The sequence below is a fragment of the Massilia sp. CT11-137 genome, assembly GCF_047302885.1.
GTDB classification, from domain to species: domain Bacteria; phylum Pseudomonadota; class Gammaproteobacteria; order Burkholderiales; family Burkholderiaceae_D; genus Telluria; species Telluria orientalis.
Map to the genome: position 1 here is coordinate 947,277 of NZ_JBKYMP010000001.1, position 25,254 is coordinate 972,530.

Below are 25,254 nucleotides of genomic sequence, written 5' to 3' on the forward strand. Positions count from 1 at the left end.
GAAAGAAAGTTATGGACGACAAAAAATCCGCAGTAAATGCAGCCGAGAAGGGCAAGGCGCTGGCAGCAGCCCTCGCGCAGATCGAAAAGCAATTCGGTAAAGGCTCGGTGATGCGCATGGATACCAATGCGCCCGTCGAGGAAGTGCAAACCGTCTCGACCGGCTCGCTGGGCCTGGACATCGCACTCGGCGTCGGCGGCCTGCCGCGTGGCCGTATCGTCGAGATCTACGGGCCGGAATCGTCGGGCAAGACGACGCTGACCCTGCAGACCATCGCCCAGATGCAGAAGCTGGGTGGCACCTGCGCGTTCATCGACGCCGAGCACGCGCTGGACGTGACCTATGCGCAAAAGCTGGGCATCAAGCTGGACGAGCTGCTGATCTCGCAGCCGGACACGGGTGAACAGGCGCTGGAAATCACGGACGCCCTCGTGCGCTCGGGCAGTGTCGACATGGTGGTCATCGACTCGGTGGCGGCGCTGACGCCGCGTGCCGAAATCGAAGGCGACATGGGCGACTCCCTGCCGGGCCTGCAGGCCCGCCTGATGTCGCAGGCGCTGCGCAAGCTGACCGCATCGATCAACCGTACGAACACCCTGGTGATCTTCATTAACCAGATCCGTATGAAGATCGGCGTCATGTTCGGCAGCCCGGAAACGACGACCGGCGGTAACGCGCTGAAGTTCTACGCCTCCGTGCGTCTGGACATCCGCCGTACCGGCTCGATCAAGACCGGCGACGAGGTGATCGGTAACGAAACCAAGGTCAAGGTTGTCAAGAACAAGATCGCGCCCCCGTTCAAGGAAGCGCACTTCGACATCCTGTACGGCGAAGGCACGTCGCGCGAAGGCGAGATCATCGACCTGGGCGTGGACAACAAGATCGTCGAGAAGTCGGGTTCGTGGTACAGCTACGGTGGCGAGCGTATCGGTCAGGGCAAGGACAATGCCCGTATCTTCCTGAGGGAGCGTCCGGCACTGGCACGCGAAATCGAGAACAAGGTCCGCGCCGCCCTCGGCGTGCGCGAACTGCCGCCGGCCCCGGCCGGCAGTGCTGCGGTCGTGCCGGCAGCCATCGGCGACGACGAGTAATCGTCCTGATGCCGCGCCAGCAGCTGAGCCTCAAGGCTCGCGCGTTGAAGTATCTGTCGACGCGCGAGCACAGCCGGCTCGAACTGGCGCGCAAATTGTCCCGCTATGCGGAGGAGGGCGACGACGTCGAAGCCCTCCTCGATTTCCTTGAAAAGAACAACTGGCTGTCGCAGGAGCGGTTTGCCGAATCGCTGGTTCACCGGCGAGCCGGACGCTACGGTAACGCCCGGGTGCTCGCCGAACTGCAGCAGCATGGCGTCAATGGCGAAGCGTTCGACGAACTCAAGTCCGAATTGAAGGAATCCGAAACGGCACGGGCGCGTGACGTCTGGCGCCGCAAGTTCGGCAGGGTTCCGCAGGACGCCGAAGAACGCAGCAAACAGATGCGCTTCCTGATGCAACGCGGCTTTTCCCAGAGTGCGGTGCGTGCCGCGCTGAAGGGCGGCGACGACGAGGACGACCTCTGATCTCATCGTTGTGAATGTCCCACTGTCGTCTTGGTTATGATGCGAGCTTGCGCTTTCGGCATCACAACTTCGCAACATCTCCCCTTATCTTCCCTGCAAAAACCCTTCTGTAACCGGGGAGACGGTGCACAGCCCGTTACCCTGTGCTAAACTTTCATGGTTTAAGCAGCGCCGCAAGAGCGGTTGTTGCCGTAGAAGCTGCGGCAACGTGCATCAGGCACAACGGCTGCAAATTTTTTCGCCGCATTCCGGCATTGGTGTTTATGCCCCTGTCTCCTCCCGCTCCGCGTAAGCCAAGGCACACGCGCGCCATTACCGTCGAAGCGTTCGCGCGCGACGATGGCCTGTGGGACCTCGACGCGTGCATCCGCGACACCAAGACGCATGACATTGCCCTGCCTTCGGGGGCCCGTCCGGCCGGCCTGCCGGTGCACGAACTCAAACTGCGGGTGACTATCGACCGCGACATGAACATCGTCGACGCCGAAGCCGCGTCCGATGCCGTACCCTATCCCGGTTTCTGCGACACCATCGCCCCTGCGTATAAAAAGCTCATCGGCTTGTCGCTGCTGAAACATTTCCGATTGCATCTGAAGGACCGCCTGTCCGGGGTACTCGGCTGCACCCACCTGACCGAACTCGCGCAAGTCCTGCCCACCGCGGCAATCCAGGCCTTCGCCGATGACGCGATGGCCAACCGCCCGGCCGATGCTTCGGCCGGGCGGCCTTACGAACTGGACCGCTGCCACGCGCTGCGCCTCGACGGCCCCGCCGTCGAAACGTATTACCCGCGCTGGTCGCTCAAGGCGGTGCCGGGGTAGTGTTGTCCGGAGTAGACTCCGGATTTGTCGCTTTATTTTTCAACCGTATTTCTAAACTACATCAGTAACAGAAGAAGGGAAGCCAGCATGAAAATCCATGAGTATCAGGGCAAAGAGATCCTCCGAAAATTCGGAGTGACCGTTCCGCGCGGCATTCCATGCCTGTCGGTCGACGAGGCTGTCAAAGCAGCTGAAGAGCTGGGCGGTCCGGTCTGGGTGGTCAAGGCCCAGATCCATGCTGGCGGCCGCGGCAAGGGCGGTGGCGTGAAAGTCGCCAAGTCGCTGGAACAAGTGCGCGAATACGCGAACCAGATCCTGGGCATGCAGCTGGTGACCCACCAGACCGGTCCGGAAGGCCAGAAAGTCCGCCGCCTGCTGATCGAAGAAGGCGCCGACATCAAGAAAGAACTGTACGTGTCGCTGGTCACCGACCGCGTCACCCAGAAAGTCGTGCTGATGGCCTCGTCGGAAGGCGGCATGGACATCGAAGAAGTTGCACACAGCAACCCGGAAAAGATCCACAACGTCGTGATCGAGCCGAGCGTCGGCCTGACCGATGCGGATGCCGACGACATCGCCCGCAAGATCGGCGTGCCGGAAGGCTCGATCGCCGCTGCGCGCGCGAACCTGCAAGGCCTGTACAAAGCGTACTGGGAAACCGACGCATCGCTGGCTGAAATCAACCCGCTGATCCTGACCGGCGACGGTAAAGTGATCGCCCTGGACGCCAAGTTCAACTTCGACTCGAACGCCCTGTTCCGCCACCCGGAAATCGTCGCCTACCGCGACCTGGACGAAGAAGATCCGGCCGAAGTCGAAGCATCGAAATTCGACCTGGCGTACATCTCGCTGGACGGTAACATCGGCTGCCTGGTGAACGGCGCCGGCCTGGCCATGGCCACCATGGACACCATCAAGCTGTTCGGCGGCGAGCCGGCCAACTTCCTGGACGTCGGCGGCGGTGCAACCGCCGAGAAGGTCACCGAAGCCTTCAAGATCATGCTGAAGAACCCGGGCCTGAAAGCCATCCTGGTCAACATCTTCGGCGGCATCATGCGCTGCGACGTGATCGCCGAAGGCGTGATCACCGCATCGAAGGCCGTGTCGCTGCAAGTGCCGCTGGTCGTCCGCATGAAGGGCACCAACGAAGACCTGGGCAAGAAGATGCTGGCCGACTCCGGCCTGCCGATCATCTCGGCCGATACCATGGAAGACGCAGCGAAGCAGGTCGTTGCCGCCGCTGCTGGCCAAGCCTAATTCGCAAAGGAAATAACATGTCGATTCTGATTAACAAAGACACCAAAGTCATCACCCAAGGTATCACCGGCAAGACCGGCCAGTTCCACACCCGCATGTGCCGCGACTACGCGAACGGCCGTGAAGCCTTCGTCGCAGGCGTGAACCCGAAGAAAGCCGGTGAGGACTTCGAGGGTATCCCCATCTTCGCGAGCGTTAAGGAAGCCAAGCAGAACACCGGCGCGACCGTGTCGGTCATCTACGTTCCGCCGGCAGGCGCCGCTGCCGCCATCTGGGAAGCCGTCGAAGCCGAGCTGGACCTGGCAATCTGCATCACCGAAGGCATCCCCGTCCGTGACATGATGGAAGTCAAGGACCGCATGGCCAAGGCCGGTTCGAAGACCCTGCTGCTGGGCCCGAACTGCCCGGGTCTGATCACGCCGGACGAGATCAAGATCGGCATCATGCCGGGTCACATCCACAAGAAAGGCCGCATCGGCGTCGTGTCCCGTTCGGGCACGCTGACGTATGAAGCCGTCGGCCAGCTGACCGCACTGGGCCTGGGCCAGTCGTCGGCAGTCGGCATCGGTGGCGACCCGATCAACGGTCTGAAGCACATCGACGTGATGAAGATGTTCAACGACGATCCGGACACGGACGCCGTCATCATGATCGGCGAGATCGGCGGCCCGGACGAAGCCAATGCTTCGTACTGGATCAAGGACAACATGAAGAAGCCGGTCGTCGGCTTCATCGCCGGCGTCACCGCGCCGCCGGGCAAGCGCATGGGCCACGCCGGCGCGCTGATCTCGGGCGGTGCAGATACCGCCGACGCCAAGCTGGAGATCATGGAAGCCTGCGGCATCAAGGTCACCAAGAACCCGTCGGAAATGGCTCGTCTGCTGAAGGCGATGCTGTAATCCTGCGGTTTCGGATCCGATGACACGGGACGCTTCGGCGTCCCGTTTTTTTTGTGCTGACAATTTTCGTCGTAACTCAACAAAAACGGTCGGGGTGACAATTTTCGCCATGCCGGCGTGACAAAAATTGTCATGCGGCAATGCAAAAAGTACGCGAAAACCCACAATTCGATGGCACTGTGCTAACGATTCTGTACGGAAACGAGCTGGCACGCCCATTGCATAGTGTAAGGGCAGAAGCAAGCAGTAACCAGATACGCAGTACCCCTTAATTTTGCAGTGCCCCACCTGGAGAGACATCATGAAAGCACCGAAAATCGTCAAGAAAGCCCAAGCCGGCTTCACCCTGATCGAACTGATGATCGTTGTCGCGATTATCGGTATCCTGGCCGCCGTCGCTATCCCGGCTTACCAGAACTATGTTGCCAAGTCGAAGTTCACGGCTGCGCTGGCTGAAGTGTCGGCTGGTAAGACCGGTTTCGACGTGAAACTGAACGAAGGCGCAACCATTTCCGCTCCGGAACAAGTTGGCCTCGCGGCCAAAGCGACGCCGACCTCGAACTGCGAGTTCGACGCGACGGGCTCGACCCTGCTCTGCAAGATCCAGGGCGGCCCGTCCACCGTGCAAGGGAAGACGATTACGCTGACCCGTGGCGACGACGGCGCATGGTCGTGCAAATCGACTCTGGACGCGGCTGACATTCCGAAGATCGCTGGCACGTCCTGCACCGGCAGCTAATCTGTCCTGACTCAACCGACATAGCGTCAAGGAGCCGCCCAGTGTAAGCCGGGCGGCTTTTTTTATTACCGGATCGAACGAGGTCTAGCGTGCTTACGACGGGAACCCATCCATCGGCGCTGTTGCGGACGCGCTTCACGGCGCTGCTGTGCCTGGCCCTGTTGGCCAATTTCATGATGGTGGCCGGCCACGATCATCAGCGCCTCGTCCAGATCGGCACCGTGCTGCTGGGCGGCAGCATCGCCCTCGTCGAGCGCAAGACCCTCTCCAGCCTGTTTTCCGGACGCCCCGGCATGGCGCTGGCTGCGTTCTTCCTGCTCGGCATCCTGAGCACCGCGGCGGCCTTCTCGCCGCGCTTTGCCGCCTTCGAAGTCGCGAACCTGTTTTTGCTCTACGTGCTGGCCGCCATGGTCGCGGCCGAGATCGCGCGCAACGGACAACCGGCCCTCCTGCTCGTCCTCCGCTGCCTGGGCGTCATGTGCGCGTTCTATGTCTTCCTGTTCATCGTCGCGTATGTCGGTGGGCTCAGCCTCGGTATCCCGCTGGCCCTGGACGACTTCACGACCAACTTCAGCAACATCCGTTTTTTCAACCATACGCAGACCTCGACGTTGCCCCTGCTGATCCTGCTGTGCTGCCTGACGCCGCGTGCGTCCAGGTTGCGCTGGCTGTGGATGGCGGTGGCGACGTACTGGTGGATGGCGTTGTATGCCACGGCGGGCCGCGGCACGCTGGTGGGCATGATGGCCGGTTGCGCCGTCGCCGCCGTGCTGGCGCGGCGCCGCGCCGCGCCGTACCTGCGCCACGTCGCCACGACGGCGGCACTGGGCCTGGTCGCGTACTTCTTCTTCCTGACCGTCGTGCCGGCGTTGCTCGGTGCCGCCGGCATGAGTTCGTTTTCGTCCGCGTTCCAACGCACGGCCGCCGATCCGGCGTCCGGCCGCATGCTGCTGTGGCGGCTTGCCGCCGCGCTGATCGAACAGCATCCGTGGCTTGGCGTCGGACCCATGCATTTCGCACACCATGCGGGTTATCTGCACATCGGTGCCCATCCGCACGACTGGCTGTTCCAGGTTGCCGTCGAATGGGGATTGCCCGCCCTTGCGTGCCTGCTTGCCGCCATCGCGTACGGGCTGCGCGCCCTGCTGCGATCTGGCGCGCGCGTCCGCGACGACGACGGCGTCAACCAGGCCATCTTCGCCGCGCTGCTCACGGGCGCCGTGGCGATCCTCGTCGACGGGCTCGTGTCCGGCATTTTCGTGATGCCGCAGAGCCAGCTCGCCGTCGCGTTGTATCTCGGGTGCGCCATCGGCTGGCACCGGATCGTCGGCCCGGCGCTCACCGCCGCATCAGGCGGCGTCCGCTATGGCATAAGTGCGCTGTGCATCGTCGCGGCAATGGTGGGGGTGGTCGCCGGCGCAGGGCCGGATGCCGGCGCCAGGCTGCGCAGCGAGGATCCGACGCCGGCGCAGCAGGCGCTCAACACGGGCTCGCAATGGCCCCGCCTGTGGAAAGCCGGCTACTTCTGATCAGACGATCTTCTGGCGATCCGCCAGCAACGCCTCGTACGTCAGGTTCTGCACCAACGTATAGTGCGCCGGATTCAGGCTGATGAACTGCACACCGTAGGCAAACCCTTCAGCCTGTTCCGCACCGCCGGTCAGCGCGCTAATGTTGCGCACGGCCGCGCGCGCGCGTACACGGACTTCCTGGTTATTGGGCGGAGCCTGCAGCAGGAACTCCAGATCGAACTCGTCTTCGTCCTGCGGCAGGCTTTTCTGCGCTTCGATGCGCGCGCCATTCACGCTCAGGTTCGTAAGAAGGCATTCCGCAACCAGCACGGCGCTGTTGGCGGTGAAAATGCGTGCGGGAATATCCACCTTGACCCGCATCGCCGTGCGCAGGCTCGTGCCCTGGATCGTGCGCGGGAACGAGATGTGGGCATACAACAACGGCCGGCCGAACACGCGCTCGACCGTACATGCGAACGAGCACACGTGGATGCCCGAGAATACGCGCATCGTCACGCGCTCGCCCTCGACCAGGGCGATCGGCGCGCCGTTGTCCATCGGGATCTTGACGATCAGGTATTCGTCCTTCGACCAGCCGATCAGCGTGGAGAAGTGCTGCACGGGTTTCAGGCGCCGGTGCGTGATGAATTGCAAGCGCATGCCGACCTGCAGGTTCATCGATTCGAATTCGAATTCCTGGGGTTTGAGTTCGCGGTCCGCTTGCGGGTCGTTCATGATGTTTTCATCTTCGTAAGCGACCAATAGTAGCACTGGGGCAATTCTTTGGAAACGAAAAAAACGCCTGTACGTACAGGCGTTTTTTTCGTCATCCAGGCAAGACTACTGCGCGGATTTACTGCTTCAGGTGTTGGTCCAGCCAGCCGATCACGGTGTGATGCCACAGCACGGAGTTGGCCGGCTTTAGTACCCAGTGGTTCTCGTCCGGGAACACGAGCAGCTTGCTGTCGATGCCGCGGCGTTGCAGCGCCGTGAACGTGGACAGGCCCTGGGTCGTCGGGATGCGGAAGTCGAGGTCGCCCTGCACGACGAGCATCGGCGTCTTCCACTTGTTCACGTGCAGCACCGGGTTGAAGCGCTCGTGCTTGTCCGGTACGGCGAAGTACGGACCGCCGTTTTCCCAATCGGTGAACCATTGTTCTTCAGTGGAATACGCCATGCCGCGGGTGTCGAACACGCCGTCGTGGTTGACGATGCACTTGAAACCATCGGACCAGTTACCCTCGATCCAGTTCATCATGTAGCCGCCATACGACGCGCCCAGCGCGCACGCGTGCGAACGGTCCAGCCAGGCGTACTTCGCCGTCGCCGCGGCCAGGCCTTTCTTGAGGTCCTCGAGCGGCTTGCCGCCCCAGTCGCCGCTGATGGCGTCCGTGAATTTCTGGCCGTAGCCGGTCGAGCCGTGGAAATCGATGAACACGGTCGCGTAGCCCGCGCCCGCGTACACCTGCGGGTTCCAGCGGTAGCTCCAGCCGTTGCCGAAGCTGCCCTGGGGGCCGCCGTGCACGAGGAAGGCGATCGGATATTTCTTGCCCGGCTCGTAATCCCACGGCTTCATCACGTAACCATGGACGGTGTCGCCGTTCGCGCCCTTGAACGAAAACTGTTCATAGTCGCCCCAGCGTACGTCGGCCAGCTTCTCCTCGTTCACATGGGTCAATTGCTTGGATTGCGTCGTGCCCAACTGCATGCCGAACAATTGCGCGCCCGATGCGAGGTTCGTTTGCGTGAAAGCGACGGTATTGCCGCGCACGTCGAAGCCGCCGATGGAACCCTTGTCAGTCAGCGGCGACACTTTGCCGCTGGCCACGTCGATCGCAAACAGGCGGTGCTGGCCGATGTCCTCGGCGTCCGCGATGAGCGTCTTGCCGTCGGCCGTCCACTGGATACTGCCCGGCGAGCGGTCCCAGCTGTCGGCCACGTTGCGCTTCTTGCCGGTGGCGAGATCGAGCAGCACGATGTGGTAGCGGTCCGCCTCGAAGCCGGGACGGGTCATGGCCAGGTAGGCGAGGGTGCGGCCGTCCGGCGAGAACACCGCTTTCGTATCCCAGGCGTTATTGTCGGCAGTCAGGTTGCGGGGCGTGCCGCCCGTGGCGGGGACGGTGTACACGTCGAAGTTCGTCGACCACGCCTCGGTCTTGCCTGCGATGCGGACCGAGAACACGACGGTCTTGCCGTCCGGGCTGAAGCGGAATTCCTCGCGGTCGCCGAACGGTTTCGACGGCACGTCGCCGTCGAGCGCACCCGACAGGCTGACCGGCGTGCCGTTCACGCGGCCTGATGTATCCAGCGGTGCAGCGTACAGCACGTTGTTGCGGCCGTCCGACCACGTGTCCCAGTGGCGCACGAACAGGCGGTCGTAGATCTTGCCGCTGGCCTTGTCTTTCTCTTTCGCGTCCACGCGCGCCTTCGTGCAGGCGAGGTCGGCGCAGTCGCGGAACACGGCCATGCTGAGCAGCATGCGGTCGCCCGTCGGCGCGACGCGGAAGGCGTCCACGTCGAGCGGCAGATCGGTCACGCGGACCGCGTCGCCGCCGGCCGCCGGCACGCGCCACACCTGGCCCGAGCCCGACCGGGATGACAGGAAATAGATCGCGTCGCCGTTCGGCGACCATTCCGGATCCGTGCTGCTGGCGGCATCCGACGTCAGGCGTTGCGGCGCCGGATTGGCGGCGCGCAGGTCGACCAGGTAGAGGTCGGTATGGCCGCGGTTCTTGCCCATGTCGGTCGTGCGCACCGTGTAGACGACGCGGCCGCCGTCCGGCGACACCGCCGGGCTGCCGACGCGTTCCATCGTCACCAGGTCTTCGACCGTGAATCCGCGCGGTGCGGCCGTCGCGCCCAGCGCCGTGCCCGTCAGGGCGGCGGCCAGCGCCAGCATACGTAATTTCATCCTGTCCTCTCGCTTGTGGCTTGTGAATACACGGCTGCGCCTGTTGGCTCAGCCGGTGAAAGGCAGCAATTTACCACGCGAAAGATGGAGCAGGGAACGGGCCTTAGAACTCTTCCCACTCGTCCGCAGCGGCCGACGCCTTCGCGGGCGCGCGTGCCGGCGCCGGCTTGACGACAGGTGCCGGCTTCGGTGCCGCCAGCGTCGCGGCACGTTTCGCGGCACGGACCGGCGCCGCCGGCGCCGCCGGTGCGGCCGGTGCAGTCGCCTTTACACGGTCGTCGAGGCGGAACACGCTGACCAGTTCCGCCAGCTTGCCCGCCTGGTTCTGCAGGGCTTCCGACGCGGCCGCGGCTTCCTCGACGAGGCCCGCGTTCTGCTGGGTCACGTTGTCCATCTGGCTGATCGCCTGGTTGATCTGCTCGATGCCGCTGGTCTGCTCCTGGCTGGCGGCGCTGATCTCGGCCATGATGTCCGTCACGCGCTGGATGCTTGAGACGACCTCGTGCATCGTGCTCCCGGCCTGGTCGACGAGCCTGGTGCCGATCTCGACCTTGTCGACGGAGTCGCCGATCAAGCCCTTGATTTCCTTGGCCGCGGCGGCCGAGCGCTGGGCCAGCGTGCGCACTTCGCCCGCCACGACCGCGAAGCCGCGGCCCTGTTCGCCGGCACGCGCGGCCTCGACCGCCGCGTTCAGCGCCAGGATGTTCGTCTGGAACGCGATGCCGTCGATGACGGTGATGATGTCCACGATCTTCTTCGACGAATCGTTGATCGAGCCCATCGTCTGCACGACCTGCGCCACGACGTCGCCGCCCTGGCCGGCCACGGTCGACGCCGTCTGCGCAAGCACGTTGGCCTGGCGCGCGTTGTCGGCGTTCTGCTTCACGGTCGACGTCAGCTCTTCCATCGACGATGCCGTTTCCTCGAGCGAGCTGGCCTGCTCTTCCGTGCGCGACGACAGGTCCAGGTTACCGCTCGCGATTTCGGCGGAGGAGGAAGCGATGGCGTCCGTGCCCTGGCGCACCTCGCTGACGATGCGGGCCAGGCGGTCGCGCATGGATTTCATCGCGAACAGCAGGCTCGTCTCGTCGCCGGCGCGCAGTTGCACGTCGGTGCCCAGGTCGCCGGCGGCGATGCGGCCTGCAACTTCGGCTGCGTAGGCGGGCTCGCCGCCCAGCTGGCGCGTGAAGCTCCGGGTGGTCAGGATACCGAAGCCGGCGCCGAGCAGGGCGCTGAGCGCGACCAGCACGAGCAGCGTGGCGCGGCTGTCTTCATATGCGTTCTTGTTGCTCAGATTGGTTTCCTGGGCCATCGCTTCCTTGTTCTGGGCCAGATCCGCCAATTTGGCGTCGAGGTCTTGCGACTTCGGCAGCATCGTCCCGAACAGGTAGTCGACGGAATCGCGCTTCGTCTCGAGCGGCTCCGCTTTCACGCGCTTGACCAGGTCCGCGATCATGCCGTCGAAGTCGCGCAGCTGGGCGTCGGCTTCGGCAAAGATGCGCTTGCCTTCGTCCGAATGGAACAGCGGACGCGCCTTGTCGAGGTTTTCCTGCAGCTGCTGCCTGTACTTGTCGGCGTTGGCCAGCATCGTGGTGCGCTGGTCGTCGGTCGACGCCAGCATGGCGCTGCGCAGCGAACGGCCGAGGGAGACCTGGTTCAGATCGGCTTCCTTGACGTAGGAAATGCCCAGCAATTCCTTCTGATACATGCGCTTGGCGCGCTCGTTCATCTGGGTCATGTTATAGATCGCAATGCCGGCGACGATGGCGCCGAGCACGACGACGGCAAGAAAACCAAGGGTCAGCCGGGTCGCGACCTTCATTTGCTTGAACATGGCACATCTCCTGATGATGAGTTCAGGTAAATGTTAATTGATGTGCGGAAATAATTTGTGAGAATTCGGGTCCGTATGTACGATCTGGCGTGTTTTTCCAACACTTACTTGAATGCTTGCTTAGTTCGATATCTGTTCAATAAAAGATCGTTGAGTAGAGACCTATTTCTTGGGATTTTTCCGGAACACGATCGGTTGCGCCGGCTGCCACACGGCGTCTTGCTGTGTTCGCTGCGCATGCATGACGATCGCCTGCACGTCGCCATGCCGCGCCGACTTCGCGCACACCGGGTCCGCGTTTGCGGCGTCGCCCGTCAGCGCATGCGCCTGGCAGCGGCAGCCGCCGAAGTCCTTCGCCTTGTCGTCGCACGTGCGGCACGGATCCTTCATCCAGGCATCGCCGCGGTAGCGGTTGAATGCGTCGCTGTGGTACCAGATGTCCTTCACGCGCGTGTCGCGCACATTCGGAAAATCGATGCCCGGCAATGTGCGGGCCGCGTGGCAGGGCAGGGCGGTACCGTCCGGTGCGATGCCGAGGAATACGCCGCCCCAGCCGTTCATGCACGCCTTGGGCCGCGCCTCGAAATAGTCGGGCACGACGAACAGGATGCGCATTCTGTTGCCGATCCGCGCGCGGCATGCATTCACGACGCTTTCCGCACGCGCGACCTGCTCCCGCGTCGGCATCAGCTGGTCGCGGTTGACGAGCGCCCAGCCGTAATACTGCGTGTTGGCCAGTTCCAGGTACTCGACGCCCATCTCGAGGGCCATGGCGATGATCCGCTCCACGTGGTCGAGATTGAAGCGGTGCAGCACGACGTTCAGCACCATCGGATAGTCGTACTGCTTGATGAGCCGGGCGACGCGCGCCTTCAGGTCGAACGTGTTCGTGCTCGACAGGAAATCGTTCAGCTCGCGCGTCGAATCCTGGAACGACAGCTGGATGTGATCGAGGCCCAGTTCCTTCATGCGCGCGAGACGCGATTCGGTGAGGCCGATGCCGGACGTGATCAAATTCGTATAAAACCCCAGCCGGCGGCCTTCGCCGACCAGTTCTTCGAGATCGTCCCGCAGCAGCGGCTCGCCGCCCGAGAAGCCGAGTTGCGCGGCGCCGAGCTGGCGTGCCTGGCGCATTACGTCGAACCATTGCTCGGTCGTCAGTTCGGTGCGGTCGTTGGCGGAATCGACCGGGTTGTAGCAGAACGGGCAGTGCAGCGGGCAGCGATAGGTCAGCTCGGCCAGCAGCCACAGCGGCGGCGCGATGACGGGACGGAAGGTCGGGGCGTTCATGATGGGCTCACACGATCCAGCCGCGCTCGCTGGCGACGCGCAGGAAATCGTCGACGTCCTCGCGCAGGCCGCCGCAGTTGAACGCCTGTTCGAGCTCGCCGACGATGGCCGGCACGGTACGGGCGCCATCGCAGCGCTTCAGGATCTCGGCCGCGCTCTGGCTCAGCTTGACCATCCCTTCCGGATACAGGAGCACGTAGTTGCCTTGCGCCTCTTCCCACTGCATGCGGAACAGGCGCGACAGGGCGGGTTGATCGGGAACGGTGTGCATGACTTGCCTCCTCAGGGATAGGCCTTCTCGATGGCGTCGAGCATGGACCACAGGATGTCGAGCTTGAATTGCAGGATCTCGAGCGCGCGTTCCTGCTGGGCGCGGGTGGTGAAATGGCCGAGCGTCACTTCCAGGCCGTGCTCGACGTCGCGCTCGGCGAGCGAGATGCGGCTGCGGAAATACTGCAAGCCATCGGGATCGATCCATGCGTAATGCGTCGGCCAGTTGGCCAGCCGGTCCTTGTGGATCTTCGGCGCGAACATTTCCGTCAGCGACGAGCAGACGGCTTCCTGCCACGGCGCCTGGCGCGCAAAATTGACGTACGCATCGACCGCGAAGCGCACGCCGGGCACGACGTGCTTGTGCGACCACAGCGCGTCGCGCGTGAGCCCGACGGCTTCGCCGAGCCGCACCCACGCCTCGATACCGCCTTCGTTATCGCCCCAGCCGTCATGGTCGAGGATGCGGCGCACCCACCGGCGCCGCGTGGCGCGGTCCGGGCAATTGGCGATGATGGCGCCATCCTTTTGCGGGATATTGACCTGGTAATAAAACCGGTTGGCGACCCAGCCGCGGATCTGGTCCGGGCCCAGCAGGCCGTCGTTCATGTTGACGTTGAACGGATGGTGGATGTGGTAGCCGGCACCCCGTGCGCGCAATTGCGCCTCGAACTCGTCGCGGCTCCATGCTTCGGTACTCATATCGTGATCTCCATGCCGTCGAACGCGACCTCGATGCCGTGGCGCGCGAGCAGGGCGCGCTCTTCCGAGTCTTCGTCAAGGATCGGATTCGTGTTGTTGATGTGGATGAGCACCTTGCGCCGCGCTCCAATCCCGTCGAGGACGGCGATCATGCCCCCGTCGCCGGACTGCGGCAGGTGGCCCATGTCGGCCGCCGTTTTTTGGGAAAACCCCAGCGCGATCATCTCGTCCGCGTGCCAGAACGTGCCGTCGACGAGGACGCAATCCGCTGTCTGCAGCGCGATGTCCACCTGCGCATCGATTGCGCCAAGGCCAGGTGCGTAGAACACGGATTTGCCTGTGTGCGTGTCTTCGATCAGCAGGCCGATGTTGTCGCCCGGGTGCGGATCGTTGCGGTGGTCGGAATACGGCGGCGCCTTGCTGTTCAGTGCGAGGGGCGTGAAACGGATGCCGTCGATGCCGGGCACGTGAAGGCCGTCTTCGATCGGCAGCGCATGCCAGCGCACGCCGCAATAATGCGACAGCACGGGAACGAGCGGCAGACCCTGGTTGAGTTCGCGCCAGACCTGTGCGGTGCAATAGAGGGGCAGCTCTTTCCCTTCGCGCAGCATCAGGAGGCCGGTGACATGGTCGATCTGCGCATCCATCAGCATGACGGCGGCGATGCCCGTATCGCGCTGGCCGCGTGCCGGCTGCAGGGCCGGTGTGGCGCGGATCTGCGCGAGGAGGTCCGGCGACGCGTTGATCAGCACCCAGTCGGTCCCGTTGGCCGACACGGCGATCGACGATTGCGTGCGCGCCGTCGCGCGGAGGGTACCGTTACGCAGGCCAGCGCAATTGCGGCAATTGCAGTTCCACTGCGGGAAACCGCCTCCGGCTGCGGAGCCTAATACGACGATGTTCATGACGTGGGTCCGGTAAGCCCGCGGCGCTGCCGCGGGCATGGGCTGCATTAGCGATTCGCGATGTACATCGTGATTTCGAAGCCGAAACGCCAGTCGATGAATTCGGGTTTGGTCCAGGCCATGGTTGTCTCCTTGATCGTTGGATGGGTTATGAATGCGCGGCGCGCAGTCAAGGAGGAATTCGCAATATCCATGCCACATGGCCGGCGCGGTCTCGCCGGGGCAGGCCTGTGTCAAAGATGAACAGTTGTATTGCACGACGATACATCTGTGACAGAATTGTTCAGTTTCGTGTGAACACTGGGAGACGCGGATGGACGAACGATACAAACCGGATGGCTATAACGCGGTATCGCCGTATTTGCTCGTGAAGGATGTGCGCGCCATGCTCGATTTCCTCGCCCACGCGTTCGGGGCGACCGAGCTGCGGCGCCAACCGGACGCCGACGGCGGGATCCGGCACGCGGAAGTCAGGATCGGGGATTCCGTGGTGATGATGGGATGCCGGCCGGGGGCGGAGCTGATCGCCTCGGTGCATGTGTATGTCGAGGATGTCGACCGGGTCTATGCGCGGGCGCTGGACCGTGGCGCAACCAGCCTGTCTGAGCCGCGCGACCAGCCGTATGGGGACCGGACGGCGGGGGTGCAGGATGCGCAGGGGAATTACTGGTGGATCGGGACGCGGTTGCGTGGGAGCGGTAGCTAGCAACTCACGGTTCCGACGCTGTCCCCAGTTCGAAGGTCGAGACCGATCCAGCATCGATAGGGGCCATCTTTCGTTCCCTTGTCCTGCGCGGTGTAGCTGCAATGAAGGCCTTTTTTTTCCCGCATCCGGTCGCCCGGTTCTCCGGTACATGTTTCGGGCAGGTCCGGACCAATGGAATCGAAAATGTCTTTCGCAGACTTGCCATCGACGAGAACTGTCAGCTTGCGATCGCTCGCCGTGGCCGGCGTGCGATCTGAAACGATGCCGGAATGGACCTTGTAGATTGCCCCTTGCAGTGGTTTCCAGAGACGGTACGGATCGGAAGACGGGGCGGCAGCATGGGCGAGCGACAGCGCGATCGCCGTCGCGCCCAAGGTCAGTAAGGTTATCGTTTTGCGCATGTCAGCCCCGTAGCTTCACATGAAAATGATGGTCGTGATTCGTGGCCTTTCTGACGAACGGGATATCAGGGCCGTTAAACAATACAAAAGCGGCTGGAGCAAATGTTCTGAACATCTCGATCAGCTTTGCGGTGCCTTGTTTGTCATACTCCGCATCCCACCAGAACACCGGAAGTTCGAGACCGTCCTTGCGTAGCGGCCGCACATCAACCTCCAGCCCGCTCATGTGTGAGTTGTGATCCGGGGTTCTCCTGCCGTCCGGGAGGCTGATGTCTCCGATACCGATACGTCGCTTATCGATGGCCTGCCACTCCAGCGCCACACGAAGCACGGCCGTCATCATGATCGGGTGAGCGTACTGATAGGCGCCTTTGGCCGGCTTCTTGTAGAGATCACCATACGCATAGTAGCCCGAGTCCATAGGCGCTTGTGGAAGCATGAAGAAGCCGCGCGAATCCTGCGTCGGGCGAGGACGGATCGGGTCGGGGCACTTGTCGTCGTCTTCGGTCGTCCATTCGGTAGGCATGGCGTAGCCTCCGTCAGGCGCATTTGTTACAAGCCAAATCCCAACCGCCCGTGGTCGATCCACCAGCGCCGCCGCCGATTTTCTGCTGCGTGTACGACCATTTGATCTTGGAGAAGCGCAGTCCGATTTCGTCATGCAGGATGCCGCCCCCATGCACCATTTGCTCCATGTTGGCGATCATGACGTTTTCTAACTCGACTTGGTAATACTTGACGCGGGCGCCATCGCCATCAGCGCGCATGAACTCCAGCTTGGCCTTCGGGATCGTTTTTCCCATCGAACAAGTCTGCATCAAAACGGGTGAGGCGAGGTCCGCAAGCTTACTGATTGCGAGGGTGCGGTGCTCGCAGCGTTCCGCAGTATGGCCGCCTCCTGTGGATGCGGTTGCGCTACGGGGCTGTGTGACGCCCCATTGGGCCGAAGTCAGCTCGATCCATCCTTGGTGTGCAGAGTCTGCTGACTCGCCCTTGATTCCATCGATACTCAGATAAACGTCAGTAGCCATGCTTCTCTCCGGTACAAGTTGAGGGAAGCGAATATTTTCGACCGGGCCGCTGGCGCCGTCATTGGTAACTGTCAAGTGAAGTGAAGGGGAAAAATCAAGTCTCAAGAATGGGGTTTCTGGAATTTTCTTTGATTATTAAACGGGCGCCCGTGCGGACAAATCTTCTGTCGTTGACCGGCTCTTGAAGAGTGGCCAGTTTCGGATGGGCATATAACCCAACGAGTCTATACACATTAATCACACCGCCGCCGTCCAGTCGCCCGACTTGCCGCCATGCTTCTCCAGCACCCGCACATTGCTCATGACCATCCCCCGATCCGCCGCCTTGCACATGTCATAAATGGTCAGCAAGCCGACCTGCACCGAAGTGAGCGCTTCCATCTCGACCCCGGTCTTGCCGTAGGTCTCGACCTGCGCCCGGCAATGCACGCTGTTGTTCGCCGCGTCGATCTCGAAATCGACGGCGACCCGCGTGATGGCCAGCGGATGGCACAAGGGGATGAGGTCGCTCGTCCGCTTGGCCGCCATGATGGCCGCGATGCGCGCCACACCCAGTACGTCGCCCTTCTTGGCCGAGCCCGACGTCACCAGTGCCAGGGTGGCCGGCTGCATGCGGATGGTGCCGGCGGCGACGGCGATGCGGTGGGTCGCGTCCTTGGCGCCGACGTCAACCATGTGGGCTTGTCCGGTGGCGTCGAAGTGGGTCAGGGGGGAGGTTGTCATGTTGTCGAGGGAACGAAGTAACAAAATATGGCCCAGCAGTAGCAAAGGCCGGGAAGCGGTTATCATAGCATCGTGAAACCTAACCCGATTTCAGCGATGTTGCAGCTTTCACCAAGGTGGCCGTGGCGCCGTGTCGCGGCGTCCGTCGGCCTGGTCGTGGCCGCCGCCGGCGCGCTTGCCGCCCCTACCGTTCCCGTCCTCCACGGCGGCGCCGATACGACCGGATTGCCGACACTCGGCGATACCGCGCGTGCCGACTTGTCGCCCTTCCTCGAGCGCAAGCTGGGCGAGGAGATCATGAACGACATCCGGCGCGATCCCGATTACCTGGACGACGACGCGATCATCGAGTTCCTGAACAATTTCGGCGAAAACCTCGTGTCGTTCGCGCCCGGCGCGCGCGGGGAGACGAATGCCGATTTCTTCTTCTTTGCCGTGCGCGATCCGATGATCAACGCGTTCGCGCTGCCCGGCGGCTTCATCGGCGTGCACTCGCAGTTGCTGATCTCGGCGCAGAGCGAGTCGGAACTGGCGTCCGTGCTGTCGCACGAGATCGGCCACGTGCAGCAGCGCCACATCGCGCGCATGATCGGCCAGCAGAAGCAGGATGCGCTGTTGCCGCTGGCCGCGCTGCTGCTGGCGGCGCTCGTCGGCAAGGCCGGCGGCGGGGCCGATGCGGCGATGGGCGTCATGCTGGGCGGGCAAGGTCTCGCCATCCAGCGCCAGCTGAATTTCAGCCGCGACGCCGAACGCGAGGCGGACCGCGTCGGCTTCCAGACGATGCGCGCGGCCGGCTACGACACGTCGGGCATGGTGGCGTTCTTCAAGCGCCTGCAGAGCACGACACGCGTCTATGGCGAGGCGCCCGCCTGGCTCAGCAGCCACCCGCTGACGGGCGAGCGCATCGCCGACATCCAGGCGCGCATCCGCGACAATCCGAAGCCGATCCATATCCGTCCGGACAGCATCGAATTCCACCTCGTCCGCGCCCGCGCGCGCGTGCTGCAGGACGAAAGCCAGAAGGGGCGCGACGAAGCGAAATCCACGTTCGACAGCCAGCTGGCCCAGCCGAACACGCAGCAGCAGACGGCCGCGATGTACGGCCTGTCGTTCCTCGCGCTGAAGCAGGGCGACCTGAAAGGGGCGCAGAGCTGGCTCGACAAGGCGAAGGCATCGACGAAGCCCCGCCCCGGCGTGTTTTCGAGCGAGCGCAGCGGTACCGATGGCAGCGCCATGTTCGCCGCCCTCGGCACCGAGATCAAGCTGGCGCCGGGGCAGCCGCCCGCCGTCGTCCACCAGGCCGTGCAGGATGCGGAAGCCGCGTACCAGAAATTCCCGCTGTCGCGCATGCTGGCACGCCAGTATGCCGACGCGCTGATCGCGGACGGCCAGCTGGACAAGGCGGCCCAGTTCCTGCGCGACCAGGTGCAGCAATACCGCGAAGAGCCCAAGCTGTACGACCAGCTCGCCAAGACCTATGCGGCCCAGGGCAAGATCGCGCTGCAGCACATGGCGCTGGCCGAATCGTATGTGTTGTCGGGCGCGTTGCCGGCGGCCGTCGACCAGCTCAATCTCGCACGCAAGGCGAAGGATGTGTCGTTCTACGACCAGGCCGTGATCGATGCGCGCGAGCGCGAGCTGAACGAGCGGCAGAAGGACGAGAAGAAAGAGAAGAAGGACAAGGACCGGTAACCCAAAACCACGTCGCCCATGCGAAGGCAGCGGCCGAATTCTGCGTGAGCGACCTGCGCAAAAATTCGGTGCCCGCCTTCGCGGGAACGACGTTCACATATTATCTATTTTTGCCCTTGCAGCAAGTCCGGCCGCCGCACGAACCCGAAGCGTGCCGGCACCTCGTCCGCCGTCAGCCGTCCCACCGCAATACGCCTGTCCTGCCAGCGCAGCGCCAGCTCTCCGGCGCCGCCTTCCAGCCACGCCATCACGTCGTCGTCCGACGCAGGACGGCCATCCAGCTCGAACGCCTGCAGCAAGTGCGCCACGTCGCGGTCGTCCACCTGGGCCACCGTCCGGCCCGCACGCAGCACGATGCCGCCGGCTTCCGTCATGAACGCTTCCTCCGGCGCGCCCAGCGGTTGTCCGGTGTGCAGCACGAGGCCCTGCGCCGGATCCGTGCGCGCGATGAAGGGCGTCGTCTCGAGGTTGATGTACACGCGCTGCGGACCGTTCTGGAAATACCAGCAGCCGCGCTCGTCCGATAAATAATTGCGGGCGATGAAGCCGACCAGCGCGGCGTTCGTCAGCTTGTCGCCGGGGGCGCCCGCGCGCTGGGCCGCCTCGTCGCGCATGCGCCACGCGCCGCGCGCATCCAGTGCCAGCCAGCCGTAGCAGTACGGCACGTTCGGCCACTTGGCCATTGCCTGTTTTACGATGTCGTCCATGGTTCAAGCTTCGCACAGCCGCGCGGGCGCGGGCGCGCGCATGGCCGTGTCGTCGAAAAATGTCAGGATGCGTTGCGGCAGCCCGTCGAGCCGCCCTGGGAAGGGTCCGACGGAAAAGCCGACGTGACCGCCCGTCGCGGGATACTCCAGGGTCACCGCGTGTGCAGCAGTGCGCGGCAGGTGCCGGCCGGGCAGGAACGGGTCGTTCTGCGCATTCAGAACGAGTGTCGGCACGACGATGTCGTGCAGGACGTGGCGGGCGCTGGCGCGGTGCCAGTAATCGTCCGTGTCGCGGTAACCGTGCAGCGGGGCGGTGACGACGTTGTCGAAACTATATAAATCGTTCGCGGCGAGCAGGCGGTCGCGGTCGAACAGGCCGGGAAAGCGTTCCAGCTTGGCCAGTGCCTTTGGCTTCAGGGTCTGCAGGAACATGCGCGTGTACAGGCGGTTGAAGCCGGCCGACAGCGCGGCGCCGCCGGCCGCCAGGTCGAGCGGGGCGGAGATGGCCACGGCGGCATCGACGATGCCCGCGCCATGGCCCTGTTCACCGAGCCAGCGCAGCAGCGCGTTGCCGCCCAGCGAGACGCCGGCCACGTAGAACGGCCCGGGATGGCGGGAGCGCAGGCGGCGGATGATCCAGTCGAGTTCTTCGGCGTCGCCGGAGTGGTAGAAGCGGGGCGCGAGGTTCGGTTCGCCCGAGCAGCCGCGGAAATGCGGGATCGCGCCATGCCAGCCGCGCGCTTTGGCGGCCGCCATCAGCGACCGCGCGTAATGGCTGTCCGACGACCCTTCGAGGCCATGGAACAGCAGTACGCAGGGAGAAGCAGGGGAAGCGCCGTCGACGAGGTCGACGTCGATGAAATCCAGGCCGCAGGGGGTGTTCCAGCGTTCGCGCCGGTAGGCGACGGCCGGCTTGCGGATGCAGACGGCGGGATAAATCGTCTGCAGGTCACCGCCCGGCAGCCACCACGGCGCCTGGTAGCCTGCTGCGCCCGGTTGGTTCACGGCAAGCTCCCGGACAGAAGGGAATCAGTGATGCGCCAGCACGGTGCCCGGCTTCAGGCGGTACTGGGTGCCGCAGTACGGGCACTTGGCGTTGCCGTCATGATCGAAGTCCAGGAAGACGCGCGGGTGGGACGACCACAGCGGCATGGCAGGGTTCGGGCAATAGGCCGGCAGGTCCTTGGCTTCCAGTTCCACGACCGGGATGGTCTTGTCGTTCATTCATTTCTCCGTCAGCAAATAGGCAGGAAGTACAACATTCCCAAAACCACGATTCTAACGGATTCGACCTGATTGCCGGAATGGTCCGGTAGAATAGCGATCTTAATACTGTCGAGTAGAATTTCCGACAGGGAAATCTACGCGCATTTTCACGCCCTCGTTTCATGTCCGAACGCAGCCTGTCCGCCATGCTTGTCGACCGCTTTTGTTGCAGGAACGCGACATGAGCGGAGTGCGTATGGAGAGCGGCAACGATGTCGACGTTCACGACCCCGTCGCCTGGCGCGAGGGTTTCCAGGTTGGCCTGCCCACGCTGTTCGGCCTCGGCGCATGGGGCATCGTGGTCGGGGTCGCGATGGTCAAGAGCGGCCTCACGGTGCTGCAAGCCAGCGCCATGACGCTGATCGTGTATTCCGGCTCGGCCCAGCTCGCATCGCTGCCGCTGATCGCCACCGGCGCACCCATCGGCGTCATCTTCGCCACCGCCTTCGTCGTCAACCTGCGGTTCGTCATTTTTTCCGCACTGCTCGCCCCCCATTTCTCGCACTTGCCGGTGGTGCAGCGTTTTTATCTTGGCCATATCTCCGGCGACCTGACCACCGCGCTCTTCCTGCAGCGCTACCCCCGCACGGCGCCCGAACGGGGCAAGCTGTCGTTCCTGAAGGGCTTGCTGTATCCGAGTTGGGTCGCGTGGCAGGTCGGCACGTTCATCGGCATTTTCCTGGGTAGTGCCGTGCCGACGGAATGGCAGCTGGGCTTTGCCGGCACGCTCGCCATCCTGTGCATCCTCGTCCCCCTGGTCATGAACAGCGCGGCCCTGTGCGGCGTGCTGGTGGCGGGCATCGTGTCCGTGCTGGCGCATGGCCTGCCGTACAAGCTGGGGCTGCTGCTTGCGGTTCTCGTCGGCATGGTCACCGCCATCGCCATCGAGGAAACGCAGGAACGCCGCAAGGTCCGCCATGGCTGACTGGGAAATCTGGACCGTCATCGTGGTGCTGAGTGTCGCCACCGCGTGCTGCCGCAGCGCCTTGTGGATGGTGGGCCACCGCGTAACGATTCCCCGGCGGGTGCAGGAAATGCTGCGCTATGCGCCCGCCTGCGCGCTGGCCGCGATCGTCGCGCCCGATTTCATGCTGGGGCCGCAGGGGGAGGTCGAGCTGGCCGTCACGAACCCGAAACTCCTGGCCGGTATCCTCTCGCTTGCCTACTACCTGTGGCGGCGGAACATGTTGCAGACCATCGTTATTGGCATGGTGGTATTTACTGTGCTGCGCGTTTCTGGTGTTTTCCATGGGGTCGGCTAAGGTAAAATAGCGTTTTTTAAACATTCCAAGATTGTTGACAATGGCCGTTCTCAATTTCACCCGCTTGCAAGACCTGATCGACCAAGACGCGCTGAAAGGCAAGCGCGTCTTCATCCGCGCCGACCTGAATGTCCCGCAGGACGACGCCGGCAACATTACGGAAGACACGCGTGTGCGTGCTTCGGTTCCCGCGATCCGCGCTGCGCTTGATGCGGGTGCGGCCGTGATGGTCACGTCGCACCTGGGCCGTCCGACCGAGGGCGAGTTCAAGCCGGAAGACAGCCTGGCGCCGGTCGCCAAGCGCCTGTCCGAGCTGCTGGGCCAGCCGGTCGAACTGAAACAGAACTGGGTCGATGGCGTCGACGTCGCGCCGGGCCAGGTCGTGCTGCTGGAAAACTGCCGCGTCAACAAAGGTGAGAAGAAGAATTCGGACGAGCTGGCGCAGAAGATGGCCAAGCTGTGCGACATCTATGTGAATGACGCCTTCGGCACCGCGCACCGCGCCGAAGCGACCACGCACGGCATCGCGAAGTTCGCGCCCGTGGTTGCCGCCGGTCCGCTGCTGGCGGCCGAGCTGGATGCGCTGGGCAAGGCGCTGGGCGCACCGCAGCGTCCGCTGTTGGCGATCGTCGCCGGTTCCAAGGTGTCGACCAAGCTGTCGATCCTGCAGAGCCTGGCCGACAAGGTCGACAACCTGATCGTGGGCGGCGGCATCGCCAACACGTTCATGAAGGCCGTGGGCCTGAACATCGGCAAATCGCTGGCGGAAGCGGACCTGGTCGGCGAGGCGAAAACCATCATCGACAAGATGGCCGCCCGTGGCGCGACCGTGCCGATCCCGGTGGACGTCGTGTGCGCGAAAGAGTTTTCGCCGACCGCCGCCGCGACCGTCAAGGACGTCAAGGACGTGGCTGACGACGACATGATCCTGGACATCGGCCCGAAGACCGCGGCCCAGCTCGCCGAACAGATCGCCAAGGCCGGCACCATCGTCTGGAACGGCCCGGTCGGCGTGTTCGAGTTCGACCAGTTCGCCGAAGGCACCAAGACCCTGGCCCAGGCCATCGCCGCATCGAAAGCCTTCTCGATCGCGGGCGGCGGCGACACCCTGGCTGCCATCGCAAAATACAATATTGCCGACCAAGTCGGCTATATCTCGACCGGCGGCGGCGCCTTCCTCGAGTTCCTCGAAGGTAAGACGCTTCCGGCGGTGGAGATCCTGCTGCAGCGTAGCGCTGCGAAATAACACCTCACGGTCACCGGCGCAGCCCACGGGCTGCGCTTTTCACTTCAAGGATAGATCAATGTCTCGTGGTACCAAGATCGTCGCAACCATCGGCCCCGCTTCCTCCGACTTCGATACGCTCGTCCGCATGATCCGCGCGGGCGTGGACATCGTGCGCCTGAATTTCTCGCACGGCCGCGCCCAGGACCATATCGACCGTGCCAACCTGGTGCGTCGCGCCGCGGCCGAGTGCGGCCGCGAAGTGGCGATCATGGCCGACATGCAGGGCCCGAAGATTCGCGTCGGCAAGTTCGAAGAAGGCAAGATCCTGCTGAACAACGGTGACCGCTTCATCCTGGACGCGCGCTGGGGCGAGAACGGCGAGCTGGGCAACCAGGAACGCGTCGGCCTCGACTACAAGGCACTGCCGAACGACGTCCGTCCGGGCGACACGCTGCTGCTGAACGACGGCCTGATCGTGCTGATCGTCGAGCGCGTGGCCGGCAGCGAGATCCACACCATCGTCAAGGTCGGCGGCGACCTGTCCAACAACAAGGGCATCAACCGCATGGGCGGCGGCCTGACGGCGCCGGCGCTGACCGCGAAGGACATGGAAGACATCAAGACCGCGATGACCTTCCAGGCCGACTACCTGGCGATCTCGTTCCCGAAAACGGCGACCGACATGGAAATGGCGCGCCAGCTGGCGAACATCGCCGGCGAGCCGTTCGGCCACAAGCCGATGATGATCGCGAAGATCGAGCGCGCGGAAGCAATTCCCGTGCTGCAAGAGATCCTGGACGCCTCCGACGGCATCATGGTCGCCCGCGGCGACCTCGCCGTGGAAGTGGGCAACGCGGCCGTGCCGGCGCTGCAGAAGCGCATGATCCGCATGGCGCGCGATTGCAACAAGCTGGCGATCACCGCCACGCAGATGATGGAATCGATGATCGTCAACGCCGTGCCGACCCGCGCCGAAGTGTCGGACGTGGCCAACGCCGTGCTGGACGGCACCGACGCCGTGATGACGTCGGCCGAGACCGCCGCCGGCAAGTGGCCGGTCGAGACGGTCGAGATGATGTCCGCGATCTGCGTCGAAGCGGAACGCTCGGAATACAACAAGCTGGAAGCCGACTTCCTGAACGTGCAGTTCACCCGCATCGACCAGTCGATCGCGTACGGTGCCCTGTTCACCGCGCACCACCTGCGCGTGAAGGCGATCGTGGCGCTGACCGAGTCCGGTTCGACCGCGCTGTGGATGAGCCGCCACCGCGTCGACACCCCGATCTTCGCCCTGACGCCAAGCGTCACCACCCAACGCAAGGTTGCGTTGTATCGTAACGTGCATGCGTACCACCTGACGCAGCGCGGCGACAGCAGTGCCGTCCTGAAACAGGCGGAAGACTTGCTTGTGGCCAACGGCATCGTCAAGAAGGGCGACACGATCGTCGTCACGTGGGGCGAGCCGATGGGCCAGGTCGGCGGTACGAACGCGCTCAAGATCGTTCGCGTCGGTGAATTCAATTAAGAGGGAGCTCAACACC

General features: G+C 63.6%; 28 protein-coding genes. 13 read left to right on the forward strand and 15 right to left on the reverse strand.

Features of this window, described 5'->3' with window-relative positions; genetic code table 11:
- Positions 1-11 precede the first annotated feature (11 nt).
- From recA to ACEN98_RS04280, 7 genes are all read left to right on the forward strand, one after another.
- Positions 12-1,091 (forward strand): recombinase RecA, encoded by a 1,080-nt coding sequence (recA, locus tag ACEN98_RS04250; protein WP_413381703.1) that lies wholly within the window; start codon positions 12-14, stop codon positions 1,089-1,091.
- 8 nt (positions 1,092-1,099) lie between these two features.
- Positions 1,100-1,558, forward strand: coding sequence for a recombination regulator RecX (gene recX / locus ACEN98_RS04255; RefSeq protein WP_413381706.1), 459 nt, complete (start codon positions 1,100-1,102; stop codon positions 1,556-1,558).
- 263 nt (positions 1,559-1,821) lie between these two features.
- Complete coding sequence (locus ACEN98_RS04260; RefSeq protein WP_413381709.1) at positions 1,822-2,379, forward strand: DUF2889 domain-containing protein; 558 nt, start codon at positions 1,822-1,824, stop codon at positions 2,377-2,379.
- An 87-nt stretch (positions 2,380-2,466) separates the two neighbouring features.
- Complete coding sequence (gene sucC, locus ACEN98_RS04265) at positions 2,467-3,636, forward strand: ADP-forming succinate--CoA ligase subunit beta (RefSeq protein WP_056124707.1); 1,170 nt, start codon at positions 2,467-2,469, stop codon at positions 3,634-3,636.
- A 17-nt stretch (positions 3,637-3,653) separates the two neighbouring features.
- Positions 3,654-4,535 (forward strand): succinate--CoA ligase subunit alpha, encoded by an 882-nt coding sequence (gene sucD / locus ACEN98_RS04270; RefSeq protein WP_056124704.1) that lies wholly within the window; start codon positions 3,654-3,656, stop codon positions 4,533-4,535.
- Positions 4,536-4,836: 301 nt separating this feature from the next.
- Positions 4,837-5,274: a pilin gene (locus ACEN98_RS04275; RefSeq protein WP_413381713.1), complete on the forward strand. Its 438-nt coding sequence runs from the start codon at positions 4,837-4,839 to the stop codon at positions 5,272-5,274.
- Positions 5,275-5,363: 89 nt separating this feature from the next.
- Positions 5,364-6,803, forward strand: a complete 1,440-nt coding sequence (locus ACEN98_RS04280; protein WP_413381716.1) for an O-antigen ligase family protein — start codon at positions 5,364-5,366, stop codon at positions 6,801-6,803.
- Here ACEN98_RS04280 and ACEN98_RS04285 read toward each other — a convergent pair whose 3' ends face one another.
- The 8 genes from ACEN98_RS04285 to pqqA form a co-directional block, all read right to left on the reverse strand.
- Positions 6,804-7,520, reverse strand: a complete 717-nt coding sequence (locus tag ACEN98_RS04285) for a flagellar brake domain-containing protein (protein WP_413381719.1) — start codon at positions 7,518-7,520, stop codon at positions 6,804-6,806. It abuts the gene before it with no gap.
- Positions 7,521-7,638: 118 nt separating this feature from the next.
- Positions 7,639-9,684, reverse strand: coding sequence for a prolyl oligopeptidase family serine peptidase (locus tag ACEN98_RS04290; RefSeq protein ID WP_413385947.1), 2,046 nt, complete (start codon positions 9,682-9,684; stop codon positions 7,639-7,641).
- Between the two features lie 115 nt (positions 9,685-9,799).
- Positions 9,800-11,530 carry a methyl-accepting chemotaxis protein gene (locus tag ACEN98_RS04295; RefSeq protein WP_413381722.1) on the reverse strand — a complete coding sequence of 577 codons (1,731 nt, stop codon included), beginning with the start codon at positions 11,528-11,530 and terminating at the stop codon, positions 9,800-9,802.
- Positions 11,531-11,692: 162 nt separating this feature from the next.
- Positions 11,693-12,820 carry a pyrroloquinoline quinone biosynthesis protein PqqE gene (pqqE, locus tag ACEN98_RS04300; protein WP_413381725.1) on the reverse strand — a complete coding sequence of 376 codons (1,128 nt, stop codon included), beginning with the start codon at positions 12,818-12,820 and terminating at the stop codon, positions 11,693-11,695.
- A 7-nt stretch (positions 12,821-12,827) separates the two neighbouring features.
- Positions 12,828-13,091 (reverse strand): pyrroloquinoline quinone biosynthesis peptide chaperone PqqD, encoded by a 264-nt coding sequence (gene pqqD, locus ACEN98_RS04305; RefSeq protein WP_413337305.1) that lies wholly within the window; start codon positions 13,089-13,091, stop codon positions 12,828-12,830.
- Between the two features lie 11 nt (positions 13,092-13,102).
- Positions 13,103-13,792 carry a pyrroloquinoline-quinone synthase PqqC gene (pqqC, locus tag ACEN98_RS04310; protein ID WP_413381728.1) on the reverse strand — a complete coding sequence of 230 codons (690 nt, stop codon included), beginning with the start codon at positions 13,790-13,792 and terminating at the stop codon, positions 13,103-13,105.
- Positions 13,789-14,697, reverse strand: coding sequence for a pyrroloquinoline quinone biosynthesis protein PqqB (gene pqqB / locus ACEN98_RS04315; RefSeq protein ID WP_413381731.1), 909 nt, complete (start codon positions 14,695-14,697; stop codon positions 13,789-13,791). Before pqqB ends, pqqC begins: the two co-directional genes overlap by 4 nt.
- A gap of 47 nt (positions 14,698-14,744) precedes the next feature.
- Positions 14,745-14,819 carry a pyrroloquinoline quinone precursor peptide PqqA gene (gene pqqA, locus ACEN98_RS04320; protein ID WP_081984033.1) on the reverse strand — a complete coding sequence of 25 codons (75 nt, stop codon included), beginning with the start codon at positions 14,817-14,819 and terminating at the stop codon, positions 14,745-14,747.
- Between the two features lie 191 nt (positions 14,820-15,010).
- On the opposite strand from pqqA, the gene ACEN98_RS04325 reads away from it, so the two are divergent.
- Positions 15,011-15,403 (forward strand): VOC family protein, encoded by a 393-nt coding sequence (locus ACEN98_RS04325; RefSeq protein ID WP_413381734.1) that lies wholly within the window; start codon positions 15,011-15,013, stop codon positions 15,401-15,403.
- Here ACEN98_RS04325 and ACEN98_RS04330 read toward each other — a convergent pair.
- The 4 genes from ACEN98_RS04330 to moaC form a co-directional block, all read right to left on the reverse strand.
- Positions 15,400-15,804: a hypothetical protein gene (locus ACEN98_RS04330; protein WP_413337301.1), complete on the reverse strand. Its 405-nt coding sequence runs from the start codon at positions 15,802-15,804 to the stop codon at positions 15,400-15,402. The genes ACEN98_RS04325 and ACEN98_RS04330 overlap by 4 nt on opposite strands.
- A 1-nt stretch (position 15,805) precedes the next feature.
- Positions 15,806-16,330: a penicillin-insensitive murein endopeptidase gene (locus tag ACEN98_RS04335; protein WP_413381737.1), complete on the reverse strand. Its 525-nt coding sequence runs from the start codon at positions 16,328-16,330 to the stop codon at positions 15,806-15,808.
- A 13-nt stretch (positions 16,331-16,343) separates the two neighbouring features.
- A complete protein-coding gene (locus ACEN98_RS04340) occupies positions 16,344-16,835 on the reverse strand; it encodes an Hcp family type VI secretion system effector (protein WP_413337299.1) in 492 nt (163 codons plus the stop codon).
- A gap of 237 nt (positions 16,836-17,072) precedes the next feature.
- Complete coding sequence (gene moaC / locus ACEN98_RS04345) at positions 17,073-17,558, reverse strand: cyclic pyranopterin monophosphate synthase MoaC (RefSeq protein ID WP_413381740.1); 486 nt, start codon at positions 17,556-17,558, stop codon at positions 17,073-17,075.
- Positions 17,559-17,654: 96 nt separating this feature from the next.
- Here moaC and ACEN98_RS04350 point away from each other — a divergent pair, with 96 nt between their 5' ends.
- Entirely contained in the window at positions 17,655-19,250 is a 1,596-nt protein-coding gene (locus ACEN98_RS04350; protein WP_413381743.1) for a M48 family metalloprotease, read from the forward strand.
- A gap of 104 nt (positions 19,251-19,354) precedes the next feature.
- On the opposite strand, the gene ACEN98_RS04355 is transcribed toward ACEN98_RS04350, so the two are convergent.
- The 3 genes from ACEN98_RS04355 to ACEN98_RS04365 are packed head-to-tail and all read right to left on the reverse strand — an operon-like array spanning position 19,355 to position 21,181.
- A complete protein-coding gene (locus ACEN98_RS04355; RefSeq protein WP_413381746.1) occupies positions 19,355-19,957 on the reverse strand; it encodes a DUF2946 family protein in 603 nt (200 codons plus the stop codon).
- A 3-nt stretch (positions 19,958-19,960) separates the two neighbouring features.
- Positions 19,961-20,962 carry a YheT family hydrolase gene (locus ACEN98_RS04360; RefSeq protein ID WP_413381748.1) on the reverse strand — a complete coding sequence of 334 codons (1,002 nt, stop codon included), beginning with the start codon at positions 20,960-20,962 and terminating at the stop codon, positions 19,961-19,963.
- A 24-nt stretch (positions 20,963-20,986) separates the two neighbouring features.
- On the reverse strand, positions 20,987-21,181 hold the full coding sequence (locus tag ACEN98_RS04365; RefSeq protein ID WP_036236204.1) for a zinc-finger domain-containing protein: 195 nt from the start codon (positions 21,179-21,181) through the stop codon (positions 20,987-20,989).
- 223 nt (positions 21,182-21,404) lie between these two features.
- Between ACEN98_RS04365 and ACEN98_RS04370 the strand changes: the two genes are divergently transcribed.
- Genes ACEN98_RS04370 through pyk form a run of 4 tightly spaced genes read left to right on the forward strand, consistent with a single transcriptional unit; the run spans position 21,405 to position 25,238 of the window.
- Entirely contained in the window at positions 21,405-22,148 is a 744-nt protein-coding gene (locus ACEN98_RS04370) for an AzlC family ABC transporter permease (protein ID WP_413381751.1), read from the forward strand.
- Positions 22,141-22,485 carry an AzlD domain-containing protein gene (locus ACEN98_RS04375; protein ID WP_413381754.1) on the forward strand — a complete coding sequence of 115 codons (345 nt, stop codon included), beginning with the start codon at positions 22,141-22,143 and terminating at the stop codon, positions 22,483-22,485. Before ACEN98_RS04370 ends, ACEN98_RS04375 begins: the two co-directional genes overlap by 8 nt.
- A 40-nt stretch (positions 22,486-22,525) precedes the next feature.
- Positions 22,526-23,731, forward strand: coding sequence for a phosphoglycerate kinase (locus tag ACEN98_RS04380; RefSeq protein WP_413381757.1), 1,206 nt, complete (start codon positions 22,526-22,528; stop codon positions 23,729-23,731).
- A 58-nt stretch (positions 23,732-23,789) separates the two neighbouring features.
- Positions 23,790-25,238, forward strand: coding sequence for a pyruvate kinase (gene pyk / locus ACEN98_RS04385; RefSeq protein ID WP_413337291.1), 1,449 nt, complete (start codon positions 23,790-23,792; stop codon positions 25,236-25,238).
- Positions 25,239-25,254: the final 16 nt, after the last annotated feature.